23 protein-coding genes are annotated in these 20,713 nt (G+C 64.6%); 20 read left to right on the top strand and 3 right to left on the bottom strand.

Features of this window, described 5'->3' with window-relative positions; genetic code table 11:
- The first annotated feature begins 40 nt into the window (after nt 1-40).
- The 6 genes from CA833_RS26060 (at nt 41) to CA833_RS26085 (ending at nt 7,528) form a co-directional block, all read left to right on the top strand.
- Nucleotides 41-1,297 carry a pyruvate dehydrogenase complex dihydrolipoamide acetyltransferase gene (locus CA833_RS26060; protein ID WP_011608007.1) on the top strand — a complete coding sequence of 419 codons (1,257 nt, stop codon included), beginning with the start codon at nt 41-43 and terminating at the stop codon, nt 1,295-1,297.
- Between the two features lies 1 nt (nt 1,298).
- Nucleotides 1,299-2,711: a dihydrolipoyl dehydrogenase gene (gene lpdA / locus CA833_RS26065; protein WP_011608008.1), complete on the top strand. Its 1,413-nt coding sequence runs from the start codon at nt 1,299-1,301 to the stop codon at nt 2,709-2,711.
- A gap of 66 nt (nt 2,712-2,777) precedes the next feature.
- Complete coding sequence (pdhA, locus tag CA833_RS26070; RefSeq protein WP_238828902.1) at nt 2,778-3,800, top strand: pyruvate dehydrogenase (acetyl-transferring) E1 component subunit alpha; 1,023 nt, start codon at nt 2,778-2,780, stop codon at nt 3,798-3,800.
- Nucleotides 3,800-5,167, top strand: a complete 1,368-nt coding sequence (locus tag CA833_RS26075; RefSeq protein ID WP_011608010.1) for a pyruvate dehydrogenase complex E1 component subunit beta — start codon at nt 3,800-3,802, stop codon at nt 5,165-5,167. Before pdhA ends, CA833_RS26075 begins: the two co-directional genes overlap by 1 nt.
- Before the next feature lie 132 nt (nt 5,168-5,299).
- The gene (locus CA833_RS26080; protein ID WP_370584629.1) at nt 5,300-6,565 is read left to right on the top strand and encodes an NAD(P)/FAD-dependent oxidoreductase; all 1,266 of its coding nucleotides are present in this window, start codon (nt 5,300-5,302) and stop codon (nt 6,563-6,565) included.
- A gap of 270 nt (nt 6,566-6,835) precedes the next feature.
- Entirely contained in the window at nt 6,836-7,528 is a 693-nt protein-coding gene (locus CA833_RS26085) for a lytic transglycosylase domain-containing protein (protein WP_238828896.1), read from the top strand.
- Here CA833_RS26085 and CA833_RS26090 read toward each other — a convergent pair.
- The 3 genes from CA833_RS26090 to CA833_RS26100 form a co-directional block, all read right to left on the bottom strand.
- A complete protein-coding gene (locus CA833_RS26090) occupies nt 7,495-7,770 on the bottom strand; it encodes a hypothetical protein (protein WP_011608013.1) in 276 nt (91 codons plus the stop codon). The two genes, CA833_RS26085 and CA833_RS26090, sit on opposite strands and share 34 nt — an antisense overlap.
- 29 nt (nt 7,771-7,799) lie before the next feature.
- On the bottom strand, nt 7,800-8,321 hold the full coding sequence (locus tag CA833_RS26095) for a hypothetical protein (protein WP_011608014.1): 522 nt from the start codon (nt 8,319-8,321) through the stop codon (nt 7,800-7,802).
- A gap of 89 nt (nt 8,322-8,410) precedes the next feature.
- Nucleotides 8,411-8,701 (bottom strand): hypothetical protein, encoded by a 291-nt coding sequence (locus tag CA833_RS26100; RefSeq protein WP_242526636.1) that lies wholly within the window; start codon nt 8,699-8,701, stop codon nt 8,411-8,413.
- 413 nt (nt 8,702-9,114) lie between these two features.
- On the opposite strand from CA833_RS26100, the gene CA833_RS26105 reads away from it, so the two are divergent.
- From CA833_RS26105 to traU, 14 genes are all read left to right on the top strand, one after another.
- Nucleotides 9,115-9,429, top strand: coding sequence for a hypothetical protein (locus tag CA833_RS26105; protein ID WP_011608016.1), 315 nt, complete (start codon nt 9,115-9,117; stop codon nt 9,427-9,429).
- 62 nt (nt 9,430-9,491) lie between these two features.
- Entirely contained in the window at nt 9,492-9,776 is a 285-nt protein-coding gene (gene traL / locus CA833_RS26110; RefSeq protein ID WP_011608017.1) for a type IV conjugative transfer system protein TraL, read from the top strand.
- Nucleotide 9,777: 1 nt separating this feature from the next.
- Complete coding sequence (locus CA833_RS26115) at nt 9,778-10,383, top strand: type IV conjugative transfer system protein TraE (protein WP_011608018.1); 606 nt, start codon at nt 9,778-9,780, stop codon at nt 10,381-10,383.
- On the top strand, nt 10,380-11,204 hold the full coding sequence (locus tag CA833_RS26120; RefSeq protein ID WP_011608019.1) for a type-F conjugative transfer system secretin TraK: 825 nt from the start codon (nt 10,380-10,382) through the stop codon (nt 11,202-11,204). The genes CA833_RS26115 and CA833_RS26120 overlap by 4 nt, the downstream gene beginning before the upstream one ends.
- Nucleotides 11,204-12,577, top strand: a complete 1,374-nt coding sequence (locus tag CA833_RS26125; protein ID WP_011608020.1) for a TraB/VirB10 family protein — start codon at nt 11,204-11,206, stop codon at nt 12,575-12,577. The genes CA833_RS26120 and CA833_RS26125 overlap by 1 nt, the downstream gene beginning before the upstream one ends.
- A gap of 12 nt (nt 12,578-12,589) precedes the next feature.
- The gene (locus tag CA833_RS26130; protein WP_011608021.1) at nt 12,590-13,492 is read left to right on the top strand and encodes a DsbC family protein; all 903 of its coding nucleotides are present in this window, start codon (nt 12,590-12,592) and stop codon (nt 13,490-13,492) included.
- Entirely contained in the window at nt 13,489-14,712 is a 1,224-nt protein-coding gene (locus CA833_RS26135; RefSeq protein WP_011608022.1) for a hypothetical protein, read from the top strand. The genes CA833_RS26130 and CA833_RS26135 overlap by 4 nt, the downstream gene beginning before the upstream one ends.
- A 4-nt stretch (nt 14,713-14,716) precedes the next feature.
- Nucleotides 14,717-17,323 (top strand): type IV secretion system protein TraC, encoded by a 2,607-nt coding sequence (gene traC, locus CA833_RS26140; protein ID WP_011608023.1) that lies wholly within the window; start codon nt 14,717-14,719, stop codon nt 17,321-17,323.
- Nucleotides 17,320-17,670 carry a hypothetical protein gene (locus CA833_RS26145; protein ID WP_011608024.1) on the top strand — a complete coding sequence of 117 codons (351 nt, stop codon included), beginning with the start codon at nt 17,320-17,322 and terminating at the stop codon, nt 17,668-17,670. Before traC ends, CA833_RS26145 begins: the two co-directional genes overlap by 4 nt.
- Nucleotides 17,657-18,226 carry a type-F conjugative transfer system protein TrbI gene (locus tag CA833_RS26150; RefSeq protein WP_011608025.1) on the top strand — a complete coding sequence of 190 codons (570 nt, stop codon included), beginning with the start codon at nt 17,657-17,659 and terminating at the stop codon, nt 18,224-18,226. Before CA833_RS26145 ends, CA833_RS26150 begins: the two co-directional genes overlap by 14 nt.
- Entirely contained in the window at nt 18,210-18,752 is a 543-nt protein-coding gene (locus tag CA833_RS26155; protein WP_176705055.1) for a S26 family signal peptidase, read from the top strand. Before CA833_RS26150 ends, CA833_RS26155 begins: the two co-directional genes overlap by 17 nt.
- Nucleotides 18,749-19,420 (top strand): type-F conjugative transfer system protein TraW, encoded by a 672-nt coding sequence (gene traW, locus CA833_RS26160; RefSeq protein WP_011608027.1) that lies wholly within the window; start codon nt 18,749-18,751, stop codon nt 19,418-19,420. Before CA833_RS26155 ends, traW begins: the two co-directional genes overlap by 4 nt.
- A complete protein-coding gene (locus CA833_RS26165) occupies nt 19,417-19,683 on the top strand; it encodes a hypothetical protein (RefSeq protein WP_176705056.1) in 267 nt (88 codons plus the stop codon). The genes traW and CA833_RS26165 overlap by 4 nt, the downstream gene beginning before the upstream one ends.
- Nucleotides 19,680-20,699: a conjugal transfer pilus assembly protein TraU gene (traU, locus tag CA833_RS26170; RefSeq protein ID WP_011608028.1), complete on the top strand. Its 1,020-nt coding sequence runs from the start codon at nt 19,680-19,682 to the stop codon at nt 20,697-20,699. The genes CA833_RS26165 and traU overlap by 4 nt, the downstream gene beginning before the upstream one ends.
- Nucleotides 20,700-20,713: the final 14 nt, after the last annotated feature.

Raw genomic sequence — 20,713 nt, forward strand, 5'->3', positions numbered from 1 at the left:
GCCTAATTAGACCACTATACGCACCTATTGGAATTATTTCATGCCGATTGAGATAAAGATGCCTGCACTGTCGCCCACGATGGAAGAAGGCACTCTCGCCAAATGGCTGATCAAGGTAGGCGATACGGTTTCTTCAGGCGATATCATGGCCGAGATCGAGACCGACAAGGCCACGATGGAATTCGAAGCGGTCGATGAAGGGGTTATCGCCGACATTGCCGTGCCCGCGGGAACGGAAGGGGTGAAGGTCGGCACGGTGATCGCCACGCTCACCTGCGAGGACGAAGAGGATAGCGCCGTCACCATGCCGAAAGCTGAGGTCAAGGCTACGGCGGAACCCGCGAAGTCAGCTGAGCCGTCCACGGTTTCCGTTTCAACACCTCAGCCGACTGCAGCCCCCGTGTCCAAGAGTGGTCGGGTGGTCGCTTCTCCGCTGGCCAAACGAATTGCCGCACAGCGCGGCGTTGATCTTGGTGAGATCAGAGGCAGCGGACCAAGTGGCAGAATCGTCAAGTCTGACGTCGAGGGGGCGCAAGACAGCACGCCCTCTGAAACGCAACGGGCTCCCGCGCCGCAAGCCGCGGTCGACGCCGTACCTGATTTCAGCATTCCTTACGAAGCTGAAAAACTCAACAATGTGCGCAAGACCATCGCCCGCCGTCTGACGGAGGCCAAGCAGACCATCCCGCACATCTACCTGACGGTCGATGCCCGGCTCGACGGACTGCTCAGGCTGCGCGGCGAGCTTAACAAAGCGCTTGAGCCCGATGGCGTCAAACTCTCGGTCAACGATCTTTTGATCAAGGCCTTGGCCAAGGCACTGATCCGCGTACCCAAGTGCAATGTCAGCTTCGCCGCCGACGAATTGCGCAAGTTCACCCGCGCTGATATCTCGGTGGCCGTGGCCGCGCCTTCGGGGCTGATCACGCCGATCGTAGTCGATGCCGCGACCAAGGGGGTGGCGCAGATCTCGACCGAGATGAAGGCGCTCGCCGACAAGGCGCGCGAGGGTAAGCTGCAGCCGCACGAATACCAGGGCGGAACGGCAAGCCTTTCAAACCTGGGCATGTTCGGGATCAAGCAGTTCGAGGCGGTGATCAACCCGCCGCAGGGCATGATCATGGCGATCGGCGCGGGCGAACAGCGCCCATACGTGGTCGATGGCGCACTCGCCATTGCGACGGTGATGAGCGCCACCGGCAGCTTCGACCACCGCGCGATCGACGGCGCCGATGGAGCGCAGCTGATGCAGGCTTTCAAGGATCTGGTTGAGAACCCGCTGGGGCTGGTGGCGTAAGATGGCTGAGCAGTATGATCTCATCGTCCTCGGTTCCGGCCCTGGCGGCTATGTTGCGGCGATCCGCGCGGCGCAGTTGGGACTCAAGACCGCGATTGTCGAGCGCGAGAACCTGGGCGGGATCTGCCTTAATTGGGGGTGCATCCCAACCAAGGCGCTGCTGCGTTCGGCCGAAGTGCTGCACAACATGCGCCATGCCGCCGCATATGGGCTGGCGGCGGACAACATCCGCGCCGATCTGGACGCGGTGGTCAAGCGCAGCCGTGGAGTGGCGAAGCAGCTCAACCAAGGCGTCACCCACCTGATGAAGAAGAACAAGATCGCCGTGCACATGGGAGAGGGGGTTCTCAAGGGAGGCGGCAAGCTGGAGGTGAGGGGCGACAAGGGCACCGAAACCCTCTCCGCCAAGCACATCATCATTGCCACCGGCGCGCGCGCTCGCGATCTGCCTTTCGCCCCGGCCGACGGCAAGCGGATCTGGACCTATCGCCATGCCATGACCCCCAGCGAGATGCCAGGCAAGCTGCTGGTCATCGGATCGGGCGCGATCGGGATCGAATTCGCCAGCTTCTACAACGATATGGGAAGCGAAGTTACGGTCGTTGAGATGATGGACCGGATCGTCCCGGTCGAGGATGCCGATGTCTCGGCCTTCCTTGAAAAGGCACTCAAGAAGCAGGGCATGACGATCCTGACCGGGGCGGGGGTGGAAAGCCTCGCCTCCGGCCCCAATGGGGTCAAGGCCAGGATCAAGGACAAGGACGGCAAGGTCAGCGAGAGCGAGTTCAGCCACGTGATCGTAGCGGTCGGGATCATGCCAAATACTGAGAATATCGGCATTGAAGCACTCGGTATCAAATCGGAAAGAGGCTTCATCCAGATCGACGGCCTGGGCCGCACCAACGTGCCCGGCATCTGGGCGATCGGCGATGTTACCCCCGGACCCTGGCTCGCCCACAAGGCCAGCCACGAGGGCGTGATTGCCGCCGAGGCGATCGCCCATGCACTCGGCAACAAGGTTGTCCACCCCCACGCGATGGACAAGCGCAACATCCCGGGCTGCACCTATTGCCGCCCGCAGGTCGCCAGCGTCGGGCTGACCGAGGCCAAGGCCAAAGAGGCCGGTTACACCGTGAAAGCAGGCACTTTCCCGTTCATCGGCAACGGCAAGGCGATCGCACTGGGCGAGCCCGAAGGCTTCATCAAGACGGTGTTCGACGCCAAGACCGGCGAATTGCTGGGTGCGCACATGGTCGGTACCGAAGTAACCGAGCTGATTCAGGGCTATGTCGTGGGCAAGACGCTCGAGACCACCGAGGCCGAACTGATGGCCACGGTCTTTCCGCATCCGACGCTGAGCGAGATGATGCATGAAAGCGTGCTGGCCGCCTTTGAGCGGGCGCTACACATTTAAGGAATTGGAGATCCTGTGCAAAACAGACGATCAAATAGAGACGGACGGCAAAGGCCTCAAAGTGAAATCAAATCCGCTTTACGTAGCCTACAGGAAACACACGCGGCGAACCTGCGGCACAAGGCCTCAGATGAAGAACTGCTGAAATTCTACGAACAGATGCTGCTGATCCGCCGCTTCGAGGAGCGCGCCGGGCAGCTCTATGGCCTGGGTCTGATCGGCGGGTTCTGCCACCTCTACATCGGCCAGGAAGCCGTCGCGGTGGGGCTGCAATCGGCGCTGACGCCGGGCAAGGACAGCGTCATCACCGGCTACCGCGATCACGGCCACATGCTGGCCTATGGAATCGACCCCAAGGTTATCATGGCCGAGCTCACCGGCCGCGCCGCGGGCATCTCGCGCGGCAAGGGCGGGTCGATGCACATGTTCAGCGTCGACCACAAATTCTATGGCGGCCATGGCATCGTCGGCGCGCAGGTGCCGCTTGGGGCAGGTCTCGCCTTCTCGCACAAGTACAACGAGGACGGCGGCGTCTGCATGGCCTATTTCGGCGATGGCGCGGCGAACCAGGGCCAGGTCTACGAAGCCTTCAACATGGCGGCGCTGTGGAGCCTGCCGATCGTGTTCGTGGTCGAGAACAACGGCTACGCGATGGGCACGGCGGTCAAGCGCGGTTCGGCCGAAACCGATTTCTACCGCCGCGGCACCGCGTTCCGCATCCCCGGGATGAACGTCAACGGCATGGACGTGCTCGAGGTTCGCGCCGCCGCCGAAGTGGCGCTGGCGCATGTCCGCAGCGGTGCCGGGCCGGTGCTGATGGAACTGCACACCTATCGCTATCGCGGCCATTCGATGTCGGACCCCGCCAAATACCGCAGCCGCGAAGAAGTGCAGGACATGCGCGAGAACCACGACCCGATCGAGGCCGCCAAGGCCGAGCTGGTCAAGCGCGGGGTGTCCGAGGAACGGATGAAGGATATCGACAAGCAGATTCGCAGCAAAGTGGCCGAAGCTGCTGACTTTGCAGAAAATTCGCCGGAACCGGAGCTACCCGAACTCTACACCGACGTACTGGTGGAGACCTACTGATGGGCATCGAACTCAGAATGCCCGCGCTGTCCCCGACCATGGAAGAGGGGACGCTGGCCAAGTGGCTGGTCAAGGAAGGCGACGAGGTCAAATCGGGCGACATCCTTGCCGAGATCGAGACCGACAAGGCGACGATGGAATTCGAAGCCGTCGATGAAGGGATCGTAGGCAAGATCCTGGTTGCCGAGGGCACCGAAGGGGTCAAGGTCGGAACCGTGATCGCGGTAATCGGCGAGGACGGGGAAGTCACACCGAGTTCGGCTCCGGTGCTGACCGAAGTCCAGGCTGCACCGCCCGCAATCGCGATCGAGCGCCCGGTGGCTGCACCGCGCGCCGCCGATCCGGCAGTGCCCGCTAGCACCAACATGAAGATGTCGACCGTGCGCGAAGCCTTGCGCGATGCCATGGCCGAGGAAATGCGCCGCGACGGCCGCGTGTTCGTGATGGGCGAGGAAGTCGCCGACTATCAGGGGGCCTACAAGGTCACCCAGGGCCTGCTTGAGGAATTCGGGCCGAAGCGGGTGATCGATACCCCGATCACCGAATACGGCTTTGCCGGGATCGGCGCGGGCGCGGCGATGGGCGGGCTGAGGCCCGTGGTCGAGTTCATGACCTTCAACTTCGCCATGCAGGCGATCGACCACATCATCAATTCGGCCGCCAAGACCAACTACATGTCGGGCGGGCAGATGCGCTGCCCGGTGGTGTTCCGCGGCCCCAACGGCGCGGCGAGCCGGGTCGGCGCGCAGCACAGCCAGAACTACGGTCCGTGGTATGCCAATGTCCCCGGGCTGGTGGTGATCGCGCCCTACGACGCGTCTGACTCCAAGGGCCTGCTCAAGGCCGCGATCCGCAGCGACGACCCGGTGGTCTTCCTCGAGAATGAGCTGGTCTATGGCCGCAGCTTCGAACTGCCCGAGCTGGACGACCACGTCCTGCCGATCGGCAAGGCGCGGATCATGCGCGAAGGCAGCGACGTTACCATCGTGTCCTACTCGATCGGCGTCGGGCTCGCGCTCGCGGCGGCGGATGCGCTGGCCGCCGAGGGGATCGAGGCCGAGGTGATCGACCTGCGCACGCTGCGTCCGCTCGACAAGGAGACCATCCTGGCTTCGCTCGCCAAGACTAACCGACTGGTTGTGGCCGAGGAAGGCTGGCCGCAATGTTCGATCGCTTCGGAAATCACGGCCATCTGCATGGAGGACGGCTTCGATCACCTCGACGCGCCAGTGTTGCGAGTTTGCAACGAGGACGTGCCACTGCCCTATGCAGCGAACCTTGAGAAGGCGGCGGTGATCGACGCGGCACGGATCGTCGTGGCAGTGAAGCGGGTCTGTCACCGTTTAGCTCAAAATGAAATTTTTTGAAGATGTTTTCAATATTTCCTGGCAGAGACAGGAAATTAGATGGTCTTGCTCAGGGGCTATTAAGTATACCTGATAGATAACTAATCTGATAAAATTGTTATTTAGACAGATCCTAAATAATGGAGACTCCTGATGGTGGCTGATATCGTTATTGTCGGAGCCGGGCATGGTGGGGCGCAGTGCGCCATCGCGCTGCGGCAGGCCGGGTTCGAAGGCACTGTGACGATTGTCGGTCGCGAGTGCGAACCGCCCTACGAACGCCCACCGCTCTCCAAGGAATACTTCGCCCGCGAGAAGACCTTCGACCGGCTCTACATCCGCCCGCCGCAGTTCTGGGAGGAGAAAGGCGTTCGCCTGATGCTCGGCATCGAAGTGACGGCGATCGATCCGGCGTCGAAGCAGCTTACCCTCTCGGACGGCTCCAGCTTCGGCTATGGCAAGCTCGTCTGGGCGACCGGCGGCGATCCGCGCAAGCTGCCCGTTCCCGGCGGGAGCCTTTCCGGTGTCCACGGCGTGCGCACCCGCGAAGACTGCGACACGCTGATGGGCGAGATCGACGGAGGAGTGAAAAACATCTGCGTGATCGGCGGCGGCTACATCGGGCTTGAGGCAGCAGCCGTGCTCACCAAAATGGGGTGCAAGGTCACTTTGCTCGAGGCTCTCCCCCGTGTGCTTGCGCGCGTTGCCGGGCCGGAGCTGTCGGCCTTCTACGAAAAAGAACACCGCGACCACGGTGTTGACCTGCGGACCGGCGCAACCGTTGAAGCGCTTGAGGGTGAAGGGCGCGTTACCGGAGTCAGGCTGGGTGACGGCTCGGTGCTTCCCGCCGATGCAGTAATCGTCGGCATCGGCATCGTGCCTGCCGTCGCACCGCTGATCGCAGCCGGAGCAGCAGGCGGCAATGGCGTGGACGTCGACGAGTACTGCCGTACCTCGCTCCCCGATATCTATGCCATCGGTGATTGTGCCGCCTTCGCCTGTGATTTTGCCGACGGAAAAGTGATGCGCATCGAATCGGTGCAGAATGCCAACGATCAGGCAACCTGCGTTGCCAAGGCCATCTGCGGCGACGAGAAGCCCTATCATGCCTTCCCGTGGTTCTGGTCCAACCAGTACGATCTGCGCCTGCAAACCGCCGGACTCTCGGTCGGCTATGACCAGACCGTGGTGCGGGGATCCCCCGACGCGCGGGCGTTTTCGGTAGTTTATCTTAAGGGCGGGAAAGTGATCGCGCTCGACTGCGTCAATATGGTCAAGGACTATGTTCAGGGCAGGAAGCTGGTGGAAGCAGGTGTTTCGCCAAACCAGCAACGCCTGGGCGACGTGAGCGTAGCGCTCAAGGAGCTTTTACCCATCCAAGGCGACACACACTTGCGGAACGGCGGAGCCGCTGTTTGATGTTGCCCGGTGGGTTTCTTCCGCAGCAGGTAACGTGAGACGGCATGAACGAACCGGTCGCGCTCGCGGCAACGTGAGTTGACGCCGCCCGATATCTTTGATTGATTGATTGCGCGCTTTCCCGACTGCCAGCCCGCCTCGAGGAGGCGAATAGTAATGCTGGATTTTTTTAGAGTACTCGCGTTGGTAGCTCTAGCGACTATTACGTCAGCACAAGCGCGTGAGGCTGAGTTGACGCGCTTTGGGCGAGCGACAAGCACAGGTGCGACCATGGTCGCGAGCGAAATCGAGTTTCAGAGTCTTGAGGTGGTGCCCAAGGGCCGCATACCTATTCTTCAGGATATTTCTTTGCTTCCACTAACAGCTTCAAGATCGCCAGCATTCAATTTGGAACCATGCATGCATGATGGATATACTCGTGCATGGTGGCTCTCGCCCGAGGCCGAAGCGCGCCGCGCAGCGTACTTCGATACGGTAGCGCGCATAGCATGTAATCACGGCCTGCCCACCCGCTTGCTCGACGCCGTCATAGCTCAGGAGTCAAGTTATGACTTCCTTGCCTTGAGCCGTGCCGGAGCGATGGGTATGATGCAGATCATGCCGGGTACTGCACGTCAGCTGGGGTTGTCGAATCCGTGGGAGCCAGTTGCGAACATGGTGGCGGGTGCTCGCTATCTTCGTGAGCAACTCGACCGTTTCGGGCGTATCGACCTGGCCCTTGCAGCTTACAATGCTGGCCCGGAACGCCGTGCGCTGCGCTATGGCCGCATCCCCGCGATCCCAGAAACCCAGCACTACGTGCGCACGATCCTCACCAACTGGGGCCGCCTGATCGAGCTGGATCAGGCCAACATGCGCGAACCCGACCGAGGCGAACTCGCGATGATCGCCGTCCGCGCCTCGGGCTACCGCGACGTCGAACTCATTCGCTACGACGGGTTGAACGCATCGAACCCAATGTAGTGTGCGTAGAGCAAGGCTATCCCCATGATGCACGGAAACCCGCTGAGGTAATTCAGCTGGAACCGCAGCCAGAGGCGCGGGAACCAGATCGCTTTCTGCTTCCATGTGTCGGTCGGCAGGCCGATCGCGCCTGATTGAAGCTCGATAATTGTGCGCAGGAGCGCACAGGTCGCGCAGATTCCGGCGAGCAGGCCAACGGCGGCATAGAGCTGGGTCCAGGCCGCGAGCGCTTCAGGGCGCATGACACTCTGCTGCGCGAGCCCTCCTCACATCACGCCTGCAACGTCCGGTCGTGCTCCATCACCCGCTCTTGGTGGGAGAGGAGCATGTCATAGGCCCGGCCCAGCGCTTCATGGATGATGGGTGGGCGCAGGGTCACCTGGATTTCGCCGCGCCGGCGCGTCAGGATTTCGCAGTAGAACCCTTTCATCGCCTCGCAGATGAGGAAGACCTCGGGGTCGTCATAGGCGGTGTGATCGTGCAAAAAGGTCACGCAAAACTTGGCGCGCACGCAATCGATATCGAGAGCCTCGAACAGGCGGTCGCGCAGGTCATCTTTGAGCGCCACCTTCTTGCGGATCACCTTGTGAAGACGCGGGCGAGCGATCTCGAGGCGATCGGCCAGATGAGCAAGAGGCAAGCCCTGCTTGCCCGCTTCGGCATCGATCAGACGCTTGTATTGCTCCTGCTCGGAGAGGCGCGGCGCAGCCTGTCCAAAGCAGAATACCGAGTCGCCCAAGGATGCTGGCTTCGGGCAGAAAACGGTCTCGGGTGTGACAGTGCTGTGCGGCATGGCTCGCCCCTTTCGGGACAATCGCTCTATGGGATACCATAGAGTGTCAAGTGTTTGCATTGCCGATTAAGGCAATTCCCATAGCGTTTTCAGATCAAGTGTCCGGGCTTTGTCAGGTGCACAATAAAGGGAATGACAGCCTTGTCCTTCACTGGCTTGCCGCTGATCTGCGCGATTCTTCGGCGCACGGCGTTATAATCGTCAAGCCACTCGGGACCCACTTCAAGCCAAACCTTGATTTGCCCGTCGATTGGATGCTGAGCGAGGAATCCGTCCAGGTCTTCGCGCGCGATCTCCATCGAACTGGCGCGCGAGCAGGCGTGCTGGACAGTTGCACGCAAGCTCTGGAATTTAGCGGTTTTCTTGGAAAAGTCACACATGGCGTCGGCCAGAAGTGCGAAGCAATTCTGGCTTATGAGCATCCGGATATTGCGTGTTCCGCTAGCCATCGAGTTTGCGCCGGGTGTTCCATGATCTGCGCGATCATGACCCAGAATCGTTAATTTTCCGAATCGCGAGGTGACTGGCCGATTCGCGCGGGCTAGTTTCGATCCAGGCAATGGCGGTTGCCTGCCCAGGTGACAGCTGCACGCAAGTGGAACTTCGGTATTCCGAAATGGAACCTCTCGATTTCCCAAATGGAAAACCAATAGCCGTCCCGAATCCATCTAGAGGAATGATGACGATTCGCGCATCGGAAGAAACCCTTCCTTAATTGCGACCAGATGCTCGCCCCTGTTCTTTGAACCTGCCCGGGGATGACGTGGGCGGTTTCAAAGAAGGAAGCATTGCGATGAAAAATTGGTTCAAGGGGAAGGGCGCAGGTATCGCCCAGGGCGCGGCGGTGGCGGCGCTGGGTCTGGCCTTCGGCAGCGAGGTGGCGATGGCCGGCGCCGACACCACGTTCAACACGGCGCTCACCGCGTTCACCGGCTTTCTCGAAGGCTCGGGCGGCAAGATCATCACGGTGCTCAGCCTGGCGGGCGGCATCGTCGGGCTCGCCTCGGGCCGCTTCAGCCTGGCCCAGGTCGCGATCCCCGTCGGGGTCGGGGTGGGCGCCGGCACCGGCGTTCCCATCGTCACCGCCGCGGTCACCGCGACCATCTGACCATTCGTTCGTCCGGCGCAGGCCTCAGCGCCTGACCGGATCCTTGGAGGGTGGTGTCTGTCATGCAGCGATACACGGTCCCGGCGCATCTCGATGATCCCGAACTGATCGGCTTTTGGACTCTCGATGAGTTCATCGCGATGATCGTGCCCTTCGCCTGGGGCGTCCTGTCTCAACATATTCTGATTGGGCTCTTAACAAGCGTGCTGGCCTGGTGGGGATTGCGCAAGTTGAAGGCGGGACGCGCGGTCTCGTGGATCATCCACACGGCCTACTGGTATCTGCCGGGCTCGTTCATGGGCCTCAAGGCAACGCCGCCCTCCCACCTTCGCGTGATGGCGGGCTGACATGGATCTCTCGATTTCGCATGCCCAGGCGCAGCGTCTCTTGAAGCAGCGCAACCTGCTCGCGATCGGCTGCGCCGCGCTGTTCGGGGTCTCGGTGCTGCTGACGCTCACTGCGGCAAACCGCGAGCGCGAAGTGGTGCTGCAGCCGGTGCTGGCAAGGCCGCTGACGCTCTCCTCTTCGCACATCGACAAGGATTACCTCGAGTTCGTCACCCGCGATGCGGCGCTGCTCACGCTCAACCGCTCGCCATCGAACCTCCAGTACTGGATGGATTCGATCCTCGAGATCACCGATCCCAGGACCCACGGCCGGATGAAGGCCGAGCTGATGAAGGTGTTTAGCGAGCAGAACGGCTCGAACGTCTCGCAATACTTCACCATCGAAAAACTCACCGTCGACCCGGAAGGCCTGACCAGCGAGGTAAACGGCATCCTCCATACCGTCGTCGGCTCGAAGGAAGTGACCGACGAGGCGCGGACCTTCCGCTTCGTGTGGTCCTACTCGGGCGTGAGCCTGAAGCTCGCCGGGTTTGGCCAGGTCACTGACAAAGGCGCGAATGGCAAGGACGCGGATCGCCAGAACACCGCCGGGAGGGAAGACGCATGACGATAGCTCTCGCCCTGAGCCTGCCGGCCTGCGCGATTGGCGCGGGCGCCATGCTCGCCGGACAGCCTTTCGCCACCCTTGGCAGACCCATCGGCGCCGCGCTGATCGCCCTGGGAGCGCTCGGCCTCGCAACGCCTGCGCTTGCCGACCAGAACGTGATGGCGGCCGACAACGGCACGGTTCCCTGCGTCGCCTCGGCCAAGGACCTCACCCGGATCAGCCTTGCGGGCGACCAGTTCGCCTCGGTCTCGAAAATCACCACCGGCAACCCGGCCGAAGATTTCAAGATCGTCAACGAGCCAGTACGCGGCGACATCTATATCTCGGTGCCCGACGGCTTCCCGCGGACCTCGCTCTCGTTCTTCGGCACCACGCGCAAGGGCTTCGTCTACAAGTTCGTCTGCCAGGTACGCGGCACCGAGGCCGAGCAGGTGTTCATCGCCAATGCCGCGATTACCAGCGATCGCGCCCGCGACTGGGAGGTGCAGAGCTCGCCCGAGGATGCCGCAGTGCGGCTTGCCCAGGCGATGTACCGCGGCGAAGCGATCGACGGCTTCGACATGCGCTCGACGGTTCTCGAACCGGTCATGGTCGGACGCCTCCAGGTCCAGCAGGTCGGCGAGTATCGCGGCGCGGAGATGAAGGGGCTGGTCCTGCGCGTGCGCAACACCGGGCGGCAGGCGCAAAGTCTTGATGAGAACATGCTCGCCGCACGCGGCGCGCTCGCCTTCATGGCGCCGACAAGCGAACTCGCCGCCGGCCAGGAAGCCGCCGTCTACCTCATCCAGTCCAGTGCCAACACGCAGACAGGGGGCCGGTGATGGACCTGCGCACGCTTTTCCAGAAGAAGCCCAAGTCGCTCGATGCCGGCGAGGGCGCGGACGGCTCGCCGCTCGGCGATGCCATGGCGACCAACGAGGCGGTGAAGCGCAAGCAGATGCTGCTGCTCGGCGGCGCGGGCGCGGCCGCGCTTGTCGCCGGCTCGTTCTACATCTTCGACGACAAGCCGGGCAAAAGCGGCAAGGCGCTCGAGGAGGAAGTCGAGGGCGTCTCGGTCGACGAGATGGTCAACAAGAACATGGCCGAGAAGGAATGGCGCGCCCAGTCCGAAGCGCAGATCTCGGCGATGGACACCAACATGCGCGCGCTCGCGGCGCGCGCCGAACGTGCCGACCAACTCGAAGCCCAGCTCGCCCAGCAGTCGGGCGCCGGCATGCCGCCCGAGACCGAGCGCGTGCTCTCCGCCTACCAGAGCGAGAACGAGCAGCTGCGCGCCGCGCTCGCCGCCGCGCGCCAGTCGCCGGTGGGTTCCAGTGCGGGTATCAATTCCGGGCCCAATGCACTTTACGGGCGAACCAGTCCGCCAAGCTACCAGGTGGCGGGCGCCCCACGCCTCGCGGGAATGCCAAACACGCCTGCGGGGCAGGCTGCAGCTTCTGCCGCCGGGCTTCCTATCGCGCGCGGCGGCGAGGTCAGTCTCGTCTCTTTCGGTGAAGGCGCGACGAGCGGCACTGGAACCCCGGTGCCGAGGGGCAACACGGTCTATACCGACAGCGCCAATTACCTGCCGCCCAATTCAATTGCAGTCGCCAAGGTGATCGTCGGCGTCGATGCCAATGCCGGGGTCCAGAGCCAGACCGATCCGCTCCCCGTCGTGCTGCGCATCACGGGGCCGGCGCGCTCGGTCTACGACAAGGGGCGGCTGCTCACGACCAACATCGCCGGCTGCCTCGTCAACGGCGCGGCGCGCGCCGACCTCTCCTCGGAGAAGGTCTATGTGAAGCTCCAGCGCATGACCTGCCCGCAGCCGGGCGGCCGCTACGCGGTCTCGGACGTCAAGGGCTTCATCGCCTTTGGCGGCAAGACCGGGGTGAGGGGCCGGGTGGTCAGCCGCGAAGGCGCACTCGTCGGCCAGGCTTTCCTAGCCGGGCTCGCCGGCGGGTTCGGGCGCGGGTTCTCGGCCAACACCAGCTCGGTCCTCCAGGGTGCCAACGTCAACGTGAACGGCCAGCGCCAGAAGCTCGGCACCGGCGAAATCCTCGAAGGCGGACTGGGCGAAGGCGTCGCGACCTCGGTCGACATGGTCTCCAAATACCTGATCGAGCGGGCCGAGCAGTACCAGCCCGTGATCGAGATGCCGACCGGGATCGATGTCGAGATCGTCTTCCTCGAGGGCGTGTTCATCAACGGATGAGGAGTGAAGGCGATGACGTTCCACTTTGCTGACCTGAAACGGCTCAAGCCCACAAAGCGCGCAGTCAAGCGTCTGGCCTGGCCGCTCGCGGCCATGGCGCTCGGCAGCGGCGCCTCGCTGGTCTGGGCGAATGCCGAGGGCGGCGAGCGCCGCCCTTCGCAAGCCGATGTGGCGGTGGCGAGCCTGCTCAAGGAGCGCCTGCCGCGCACGGCAGTCACCCGCGTCAATTGCCAGGTGGTCGATGGGGTCTGCGAAGTGACCGCCGGCGCGCAGCTGTTCTACGTCGACCGGACCGCGCGCTACCTGATGATCGGGCGGGTCTACGACATGCAGACCCGCCAGGACCTGACCGCCGTGCGCCTGCTCGAGGTCAACCCTGACCTCCTCGTCGGCGGGGCGGCAGGCAGCCGCCGCGAAGCCGAAACCACGCAGGCTTCGGCCCGCGGGCTCAATACTTCCGCTGCGCGTGAGACAGGCGCGCAGGGGTCCCCCCGGACGATGTCGCTCGCCGAACTGCCCGAGGCTGGCGGCATCGTCTGGGGCAACCCCGCCGGCAAGACCGTTACGGTGTTCAGCGATTTTCGCTGCGGCTATTGCCGGGCGCTCTCGGCCGAGCTCGAGGCGATGAACGTGCGGGTGATCGAGCGGCCGATCTCGGTGCTCGGCAGCCGCGACCTTGCCAACCAGGTGTTCTGCGCGCGCAACCGCTCCCGCGCGGTCAAGGCGGCCTATGCCGGTGCAGCCATCGCCGACAGCAAGCCCTGCGACACCTCGGCGCTCGATGCCAACGAGCGCTTCGCCCGCGAGGCCGGGATTGCCGGAACCCCGGTGATCGTGCGCTCGGACGGCGCGGTGATCGAAGGCTACCGCCCGCGCGCCGTCCTCGAGACCTGGCTCAAGGCCGTGCGCTCATGACGCTTCTCACGACCCGGCAACAGTCAGTGTTCCAGCGCGCGGTGCAGCGCCGCTCGCGGGGACAGGTGCGGCTTCCGGCCCTGAATCTTGGTCAATCGGAGGCAATCGCCCTCTGGCACAATCTTGTCGCAGCCTTCGCAAGCGACAGTGGCAAAGGCAGGGGCAGGGCGCTCACCCCCCGCGAACTCATGCTGCTGCGCCAGCGTGCCTGGCAGCGCTCGGCGGGGCATATCGCGCTGTCGCAGGACAGCGTGACGCTCGAGGCCGGGCTGGCGCTCTGGAATCTCGCGGGGCAGATCGAGATGCTTCTTGCGCGGCAGTCGCACGGATATGCAGCGCGGCCGGGCCTTGCACGCGCGGCGAAGGTGGCCGCGCTCGGGCTGGCCGCGACGCAGATGGCGGCCTGCACGAGCCTCTGGGGCGGCAACATCAAGGGCAACTTTGCCTGCAGCGCGCCCGGCGGCACCTGCGCGCCTTCGACCGTGATCGACGACCAGGCGCTTGCCGTCATCCAGAATGCGCGCCCGATGGTGCCGGCCTCAGGGCCCTATTTCCGGCCCCAGTCACGGACCTCAGGTCAGAGCGCCCGGTTGATGCCGACCGGCAGCGGCAGGATCGCCGCAGCCGGGCCAGGTGTCGCCCACCGCGAGCGCCGCGTGCTCAAGGTGGTGTTCCCCTCCTATGTCGATGGCTCCGGCAATTTTCACGAGCCGCGGGTAGTGCACACCGTCGCCGATGCGGGTGGCTGGATGCAGCTGTCCGGCGCCAGCTCGGGCGAGCAGGGTGCGGCGCAGGCCCAAGCTGACGCTGATGCCGCTGCGCCCCTCGCTGCGCAGCAGGCCAATCCGCCCGGCGATCCACAGTCTGCCGTTAGCCACAAGCCTGACGAGCAAGCCGGACTGCCCGGCCCAGGTGCCGTGCCATCGGGAGCCCTGCCCGATCCCAGGGTGGTGGCCGAAGCACGGGCCAAGGGCGCTGCGAGGTCGGCAGGCTCGCCGGTCGATGCGATCAGGGCCGAGGTCGAAGCACGGCTTGGGGGCGCCACCAAGGCTGGCCAACCATCCGCGCCATCACCCGTCCAAGGCGGCACCGCCGCCAAACCGGGAGACGCGGAACCTGCTGCGGCACAGGGCGCGACACAGGGCGCGGCACAAGCTCCTTTCCCGACACCCACGGCCGCCAATCCTCCCGCGTCCTTCTCCGGCAAGGTCGAGGAGTAGAACCATGGCGCGGCGCGGCTTCTGGGACAGCTTCCTCGATCTCCTCTTCGGCGAGAGCGCGCGGCCCGAGGCCGACCGGCCGCTGCTGGGCGCGCCGATGCTGGCAAACTGGCTGCCCTACCGCAGCTACGACGCGAAGTCGGGTCTGTTCATCAACACCGAGTCCATGGGGTTCATCCTCGAACTCGCCCCGATGATGGGAGCGGACGAGCGCAGCGGCGAAATCCTCACACAATTCCTGTCGGATGCGGTGCCCTCTGGCTGTGAGATCCAGTTGATCCACTGGCAGAGCCCGTCGGTCGGAACCCGCATCGCCGATTGGGTCATGCCGCGCGTTGTCGCCAAGGGCGTCTATGGCCGCGCCGCCGCGCACCGCGCGCGCTGGCTGAGGCGCGGAGCCTGGATGTCGATCTCGCGCGACGCACCGTTCTTCGTGCGCAGCACCCGCCTCATCCTCTCGGTCGGCGCCAGGCTCAGCGGGTCCATCGGTGCCGACGTGCTGTCGAGCGTGCGCGAGAGCCTCAAGGGCACCTGCCAGGCGCTTTCGATCCCGGCGCGCGAAATGGGGCCGGTCGAGCTCATCGCCTTCCTCGACGATTTTCTCTGCCCCTCTGTCGACAATGCCGACCGGCCCGAACACTATTCCGAGCTCGACCCGATCAACGTCCAGTGCATCAGGCGCGATCTCGAGACCCAGGTCACGCCCGACCGAATCGTGCTGAGGACCGAGCGCTTCCGTCCCACCGGAGAAAATGTCGACGGCGCGCCGGTGATCGGCGAGGTCGTCCCCGACGCCTTCGACTGGCGCTTCTTCGCGGTGCGGCACCTGCCCAAGCAATGGGCGCCGTGGGACATCCAGAAGATCATCGGCGACATGGTCAACGACAAGCTGCGCTTCGGCTGCAACGTCATGACCGTCATGGGCCTCGTCTTCCAGGACGACGAAGCCGTCGCCTCGCGCACCGGCCTCAAGGTCATGCGCACCACCAGCCTTGCCGACAGCCGCTCGGCCCGCTTCCTCCCCCAGCTCTCCGAGCAGCGCGACGAGTGGCAGTACGTCCAGGGCCAGATCCGCCAGGGCCGCAAGCTCGCCCAGGTCTATTACGGGGTCGGCGCGCTCTCGCCCTTGGGCAAGGGCGACATCAACGAGCGGCTCGTCAAATCGGTCTACAAGGCGGCAGGCTGGGACCTCATCGACGAGCGCTACTTGCAGGTCATGGGGCTCCTCGCCGCCATGCCGCTGTCGCTGCCGAACGGCCTGACGGCGGATCTCAGGCGCATGAAGCGCTTCAAGACCATGCTGACGACCACCGCTGCCTCGATCGCGCCCTTGCAGGGCGAACACATGGGCGGGCCGATCCCGCACGTGCTGCTGATCGGCCGGCGCGGCCAGCCCTTCTTCTGGTCGCCATTCCAGAACCAGGCGGGCAACCACAATGTCGCGGTCTTCGGCAAGTCGGGCTCGGGCAAATCGGTCTTCCTTCAGGACGTTTGCGCCGCGATGTCGGGGGCTGGCGCCAAGGTCATCGTCATCGATGATGGCCGCTCGTTCGAGCACATGGCGAAAGCCTTCGGCGGGGCTTTCGTCGAGTTCAAGCTCTCCTCTGGCTTCTCGCTCAATCCCTTCGACATGATCGATGCCGCCGCATTGACCAGCGACGAGGACGGCGAGGACTATGAGGTCGAATGCCTCGCGATGCTCAAAGCGATCATCGGCCAGATGGCGCGCCAGCAGGACCGCCTCTCCGACACCGAACGCGGGCTCATCGATTCAGCGGTAAGCGCGGTCTGGCGCGAGAAGCAGCGCGCCGGCACGATCGACGATGTCGCGGCCGCGCTGCGCTCGGCGCCATCGCCCTTCGCCGGCGATCTCGCCGACGCCATGGCGCCGTTCCTCACCGGCGGCACCTATGGCCGCTTCTTCGCGGGCGCCTGCTCGATCGATCTTTCGGCAGGGCTCACCGTGTTCGAGCTATCCGATCTCTCCTCGAAGCCCGAACTGCGCTCGGTTGCGCTGACCGCGCTCATGTTCCTGACCCTCAGGGTCATGCGCGATCTCGACCGCTCGGTGCCCAAGCTCACCATGATCGACGAGGCCTGGCAGCTCTTGGGCGGCGGGCAGATGGGCCAGGCAATCGAGACCTATGCGCGCACCTGCCGCAAGTATGGCGGCTCGCTCATCACCGCGACGCAGTCCCTGAATGACTTCTACAAGTCCGAAGGGTCCCTGGCCGCGCTCGAGAACTCGGACTGGTCGGTCGTGCTCCAGCAGAAGGAGGAGACGATCAACGATCTCGCCAAGCACCAGCGCTTCGAGATGGATCGCTACACCGAGACGCTGCTGCGCTCGCTGAAGCGCAATGGCACCGAATATTCCGACGTCCTGATCAAGGGCCCGGAGACGCTCTGCGTCGGCCGCCTCGTCCTCGATCCCTATTCGGCAACGCTCTATTCCTCGAGCCCCAGGGTCTTCTCCGAGATCGAGGAGCGGGTGCGGGAAGGGCTGGCGCTTCCCGATGCGATCGAGCGCGTTGCTTTCCCCGACTTCGTCCCGCCCGAGCCCGGCGCGCCCGACTTCGATGCCGATGAATTCGGGGAGGCAGCCGAATGAGCGCTGCGGTCCCTTCGGCCAGTCCGGCCCCAGCCTCGCGCTCGGCGGACGCGTGCTATGCCGCGCTGCGGCTTGCAGGCTGGCTTGCGACCTCAGTGGCCATCGTCGCCGCGCTCTGGGTGCTGTTCTTCGTGATGCTGGGCGAATTCACCTTTGCCGGCGCCGTCCTCCACCTCGGCAATTTCGCGGCGCGCTATGTCGCGGCGGATCTTGAGCGCCGAGCGGCATTCGAAGCGCAATTCTGGATCGCCAGCGGAGTGCTTTTGCTCGTGGCCGGCGTGCTGCGCCGCCACGCGCTTCGCGATCTCTTCCCCCACAGCAAGGAGACTGCCGATGGCCAGGTCTAAGGCGCCGAGCGGCGATGGGCCGCTGTTCGAGGAAGCGGGCGAGCGGCCAGACGAGAACCCGCCAGTCGCCCCGCGCCCGGCGAACACGCGCAAATTGGGCTGGATGCCGGTCGCGCTCGTCGGCGGCCTCGTCGCCGCGGGGCTCTGGGGCGCTTGGGTGACCAAGAACGTGCTCGCTGCCGGCGACCTGCCGCCGATGGCCAAGGTCCAGCTCGCCGGGCTGGTCGGCGAATATGTCCAGGCGCAGGCGCGTTCGGCAACCCCGCCCGAGCAGGTCACGTCGGAGACCAGGGCCTTCATGGCCGAGATCCAGCGCAACCTTGCAGCACGCGGGCAGGCCGGACAGATCGTGCTGGTCGGCGAGGCGGTGCTCGCAGGCGAAGTCCCCGACATCACCGCCGAGCTGCGCCGCGAGGTCTATGCACGGGTCAAGATGCCGCAGCCGGCCGCGGCCAATGCCGGCGATGTCATGGGCGCGATGCGCGCGGCGATGGCGACGCCCCCGACCGCCGCCAATGTTCCCACCGGAAACCCGCTCCATGTCCCCGGCAATTGAGCCTTCCGCTCCTGCCGCGCCCGCGAAGCTCGGCCAGCGCGCGCGCTGGCTCGCGATCGGCGTGCTCGGCGCCGGTCTTGCCGCCAGCTCGGCGCTTTCCCAATGGCGCGACGAGCACGCGGTGCTCATCAACACCACCGAGTCGCTCCCCAACTGGGCTTTCTTCATCGACAAGGGACGGCTGCCCCAGCGCGGCGATCTTGTCGTGTTCAACCCGCCGAAGAGCGCCCTCATCACCGCGCATTTCGGCAAAAACCCCGCACCCTTCGCCAAGCGCGCGCTGGGCGTGCCGGGCGATGTAGTGACGCGCGAGGGCAACAGGGTTAAGGTCAACGGCGAGACGGTCGCCACGCTCAAACCCCTGACCAAACGCGGCGAGCAGCTCATTCCAGGTCCGACGGGGCCGATCCCCGCGCGCTGCTACTATCTCGGAACGGCGCATCCCGACGGGTTCGACAGCCGCTATGCCGCAATCGGCTTCGTCTGCGCCGAGCGGATCGTCGGCACCGGGGATGCGCTGCTGTGAGGCGGCGGACCCGCCTTGTCCTCGCGCTCGGCCTTGCCGCGCTTGCCGGATGGCCTGTAGTCTCGGCGGTCCGCGCCGCAGACCACGGACAGATGGGCGAGACTTTCCCGATCATCGAGACCGACCTGCTGGCGACGATCGAGACGCGGCTTCGGACCCTCGAAGCCAATGGCGGGATCGAGCGGCTGCAGAACCAGATGCGTGAGCAGGCCGTCGCCAGCGTGCGCCGCCCCAAGCCAGTCGATGGTCTCACGCCCGCGACGGCGCGGCGCGAATGGTTCTACGACCCTTCTATGGTGCTCGAGGACGACATTGTCGACGCCAAGGGCAATTTGATCGCACCGCGCGGCACCCGGGTGAACCCGCTCGATCATGTGGCGCTTGGCCAGGACCTGGTCTTTGTCGACGGCACCGATGCCGCCCAGATCGACTGGGCGGTGAGGACCTACAGTGCGGCACGCGCCAAGGTCATCTTCGTCGCCGGCTCGCCTTTCGATGCGATGAAGCCCTACCAGCGCCGATTCTGGTTCGACCAGGGCGGGCAGCTGACCGCAAAATTCGGCATCCGCCATACCCCCGCCGTGGTTACCGGCGCCGCAGTTTCGAACGGCGTCAAGGCGCTCAAGGTCAGCGAAGTGCCGCTTGCCCCCAAAGGCCGCGCGTCATGAGGCATCCGCTGCTCGCATTCCTGCTCACCCCGATGGCCGCGCCCGAGACGCCGCGCCTCAAGAGGCTGCGCCGGGCCTTGGTCCTGCTGTGCATGGGCCTCGCCATTGCAGCTCATCTCAACACGGCCAGCGTCAGCCTGTTCGGACCCATCGGCGCGCTCCCGACACTGCTGCTCCTGGTGACGGCGCCGATCGTCGGAGTCGTCTATTTTCGCGCCAAGGCCCGCGCCGACGAGAACCATAACCGGGGAGGGAAGCCATGAAGCGGCTGCGCCGCCTGGTGCTTGGCACTCTCGCCGTGCTCGCGCTCGCCATGCTCGGCGCCGCACCGGCAAGGGCGAACGCCACTTGCCACGGCAAGTTCGTCAATCCGATTACCGACGTGTGCTGGTCGTGCCTGTTTCCGCTGTCGATCGGCGGGCTTTCGATCTGGAAGGGCTCGCGCCCCGATCCGAAGAACCCGACATTTCCCTTGTGCGCCTGCGGCTCGCCGATCCCGCGCATCGGTATCTCGGTGGGCTTCTGGGAGCCGGTGCGGCTCGTCGATGTCACCAACAAGGCCTGGTGTTTCCCCAACCTCGGCGGGCTCGGGCTCAACCCCGGCTTCGATATCGGTAACGGCCATGTCCAGGGGCGCAGCCAGGTCGGTGGCAAGACCCAGAACTCGTCGCAGTGGCAGGCCCACTACTACATCTACCCGCTGCTCTACTGGATGGAGATCCTCACCGACTTCCTCTGCTTCGAGCAGACGACCTTCGATGTCGCCTATGTAACCGAGCTCGACCCGCTCTGGCAGGATTCGGCGCTGACCTCGATCCTCAATCCCGAGGTCGCGCTTTTCGCCAACCCGCTCGCCACGGCCGCCTGTGCGGCGGACTGCGTCGCATCGACCGCGAAACTGCCGATCGACCAGATGTTCTGGTGCGCGGGCTGCAACGGCTCGATGTATCCCCTCAATGGCCATGTCTCGGCGCATGTCAGCCCGGTCCAGGCCTCGCGGCTTGTCGCCGAACGCATGCTCTACAAGGTCCACCGCCAGGCGCTCGCCTGGGGGACGATGGGCTCCAAGGCGCTGTGCCACAAGTACCTGATGCCGGTGATGAGGAAGCAGCAATACCGGCTGCAGATGACCAATCCCGTCTCCACCGTGAAGGGGCGCTACGCCTGCGCGCCGATCGGCGCGACGACGATCATTCCCCACACCGGCAAGTCGTTTCCCGTCAAGGGCGAGGACTTTGGCTACCTCGTCTGGAGGAAACGCAATTGCTGCATGTTGTGAGGAGGTTAGCCGCC

Source organism: Novosphingobium sp. KA1, from assembly GCF_017309955.1.
Taxonomy (GTDB): domain Bacteria; phylum Pseudomonadota; class Alphaproteobacteria; order Sphingomonadales; family Sphingomonadaceae; genus Novosphingobium.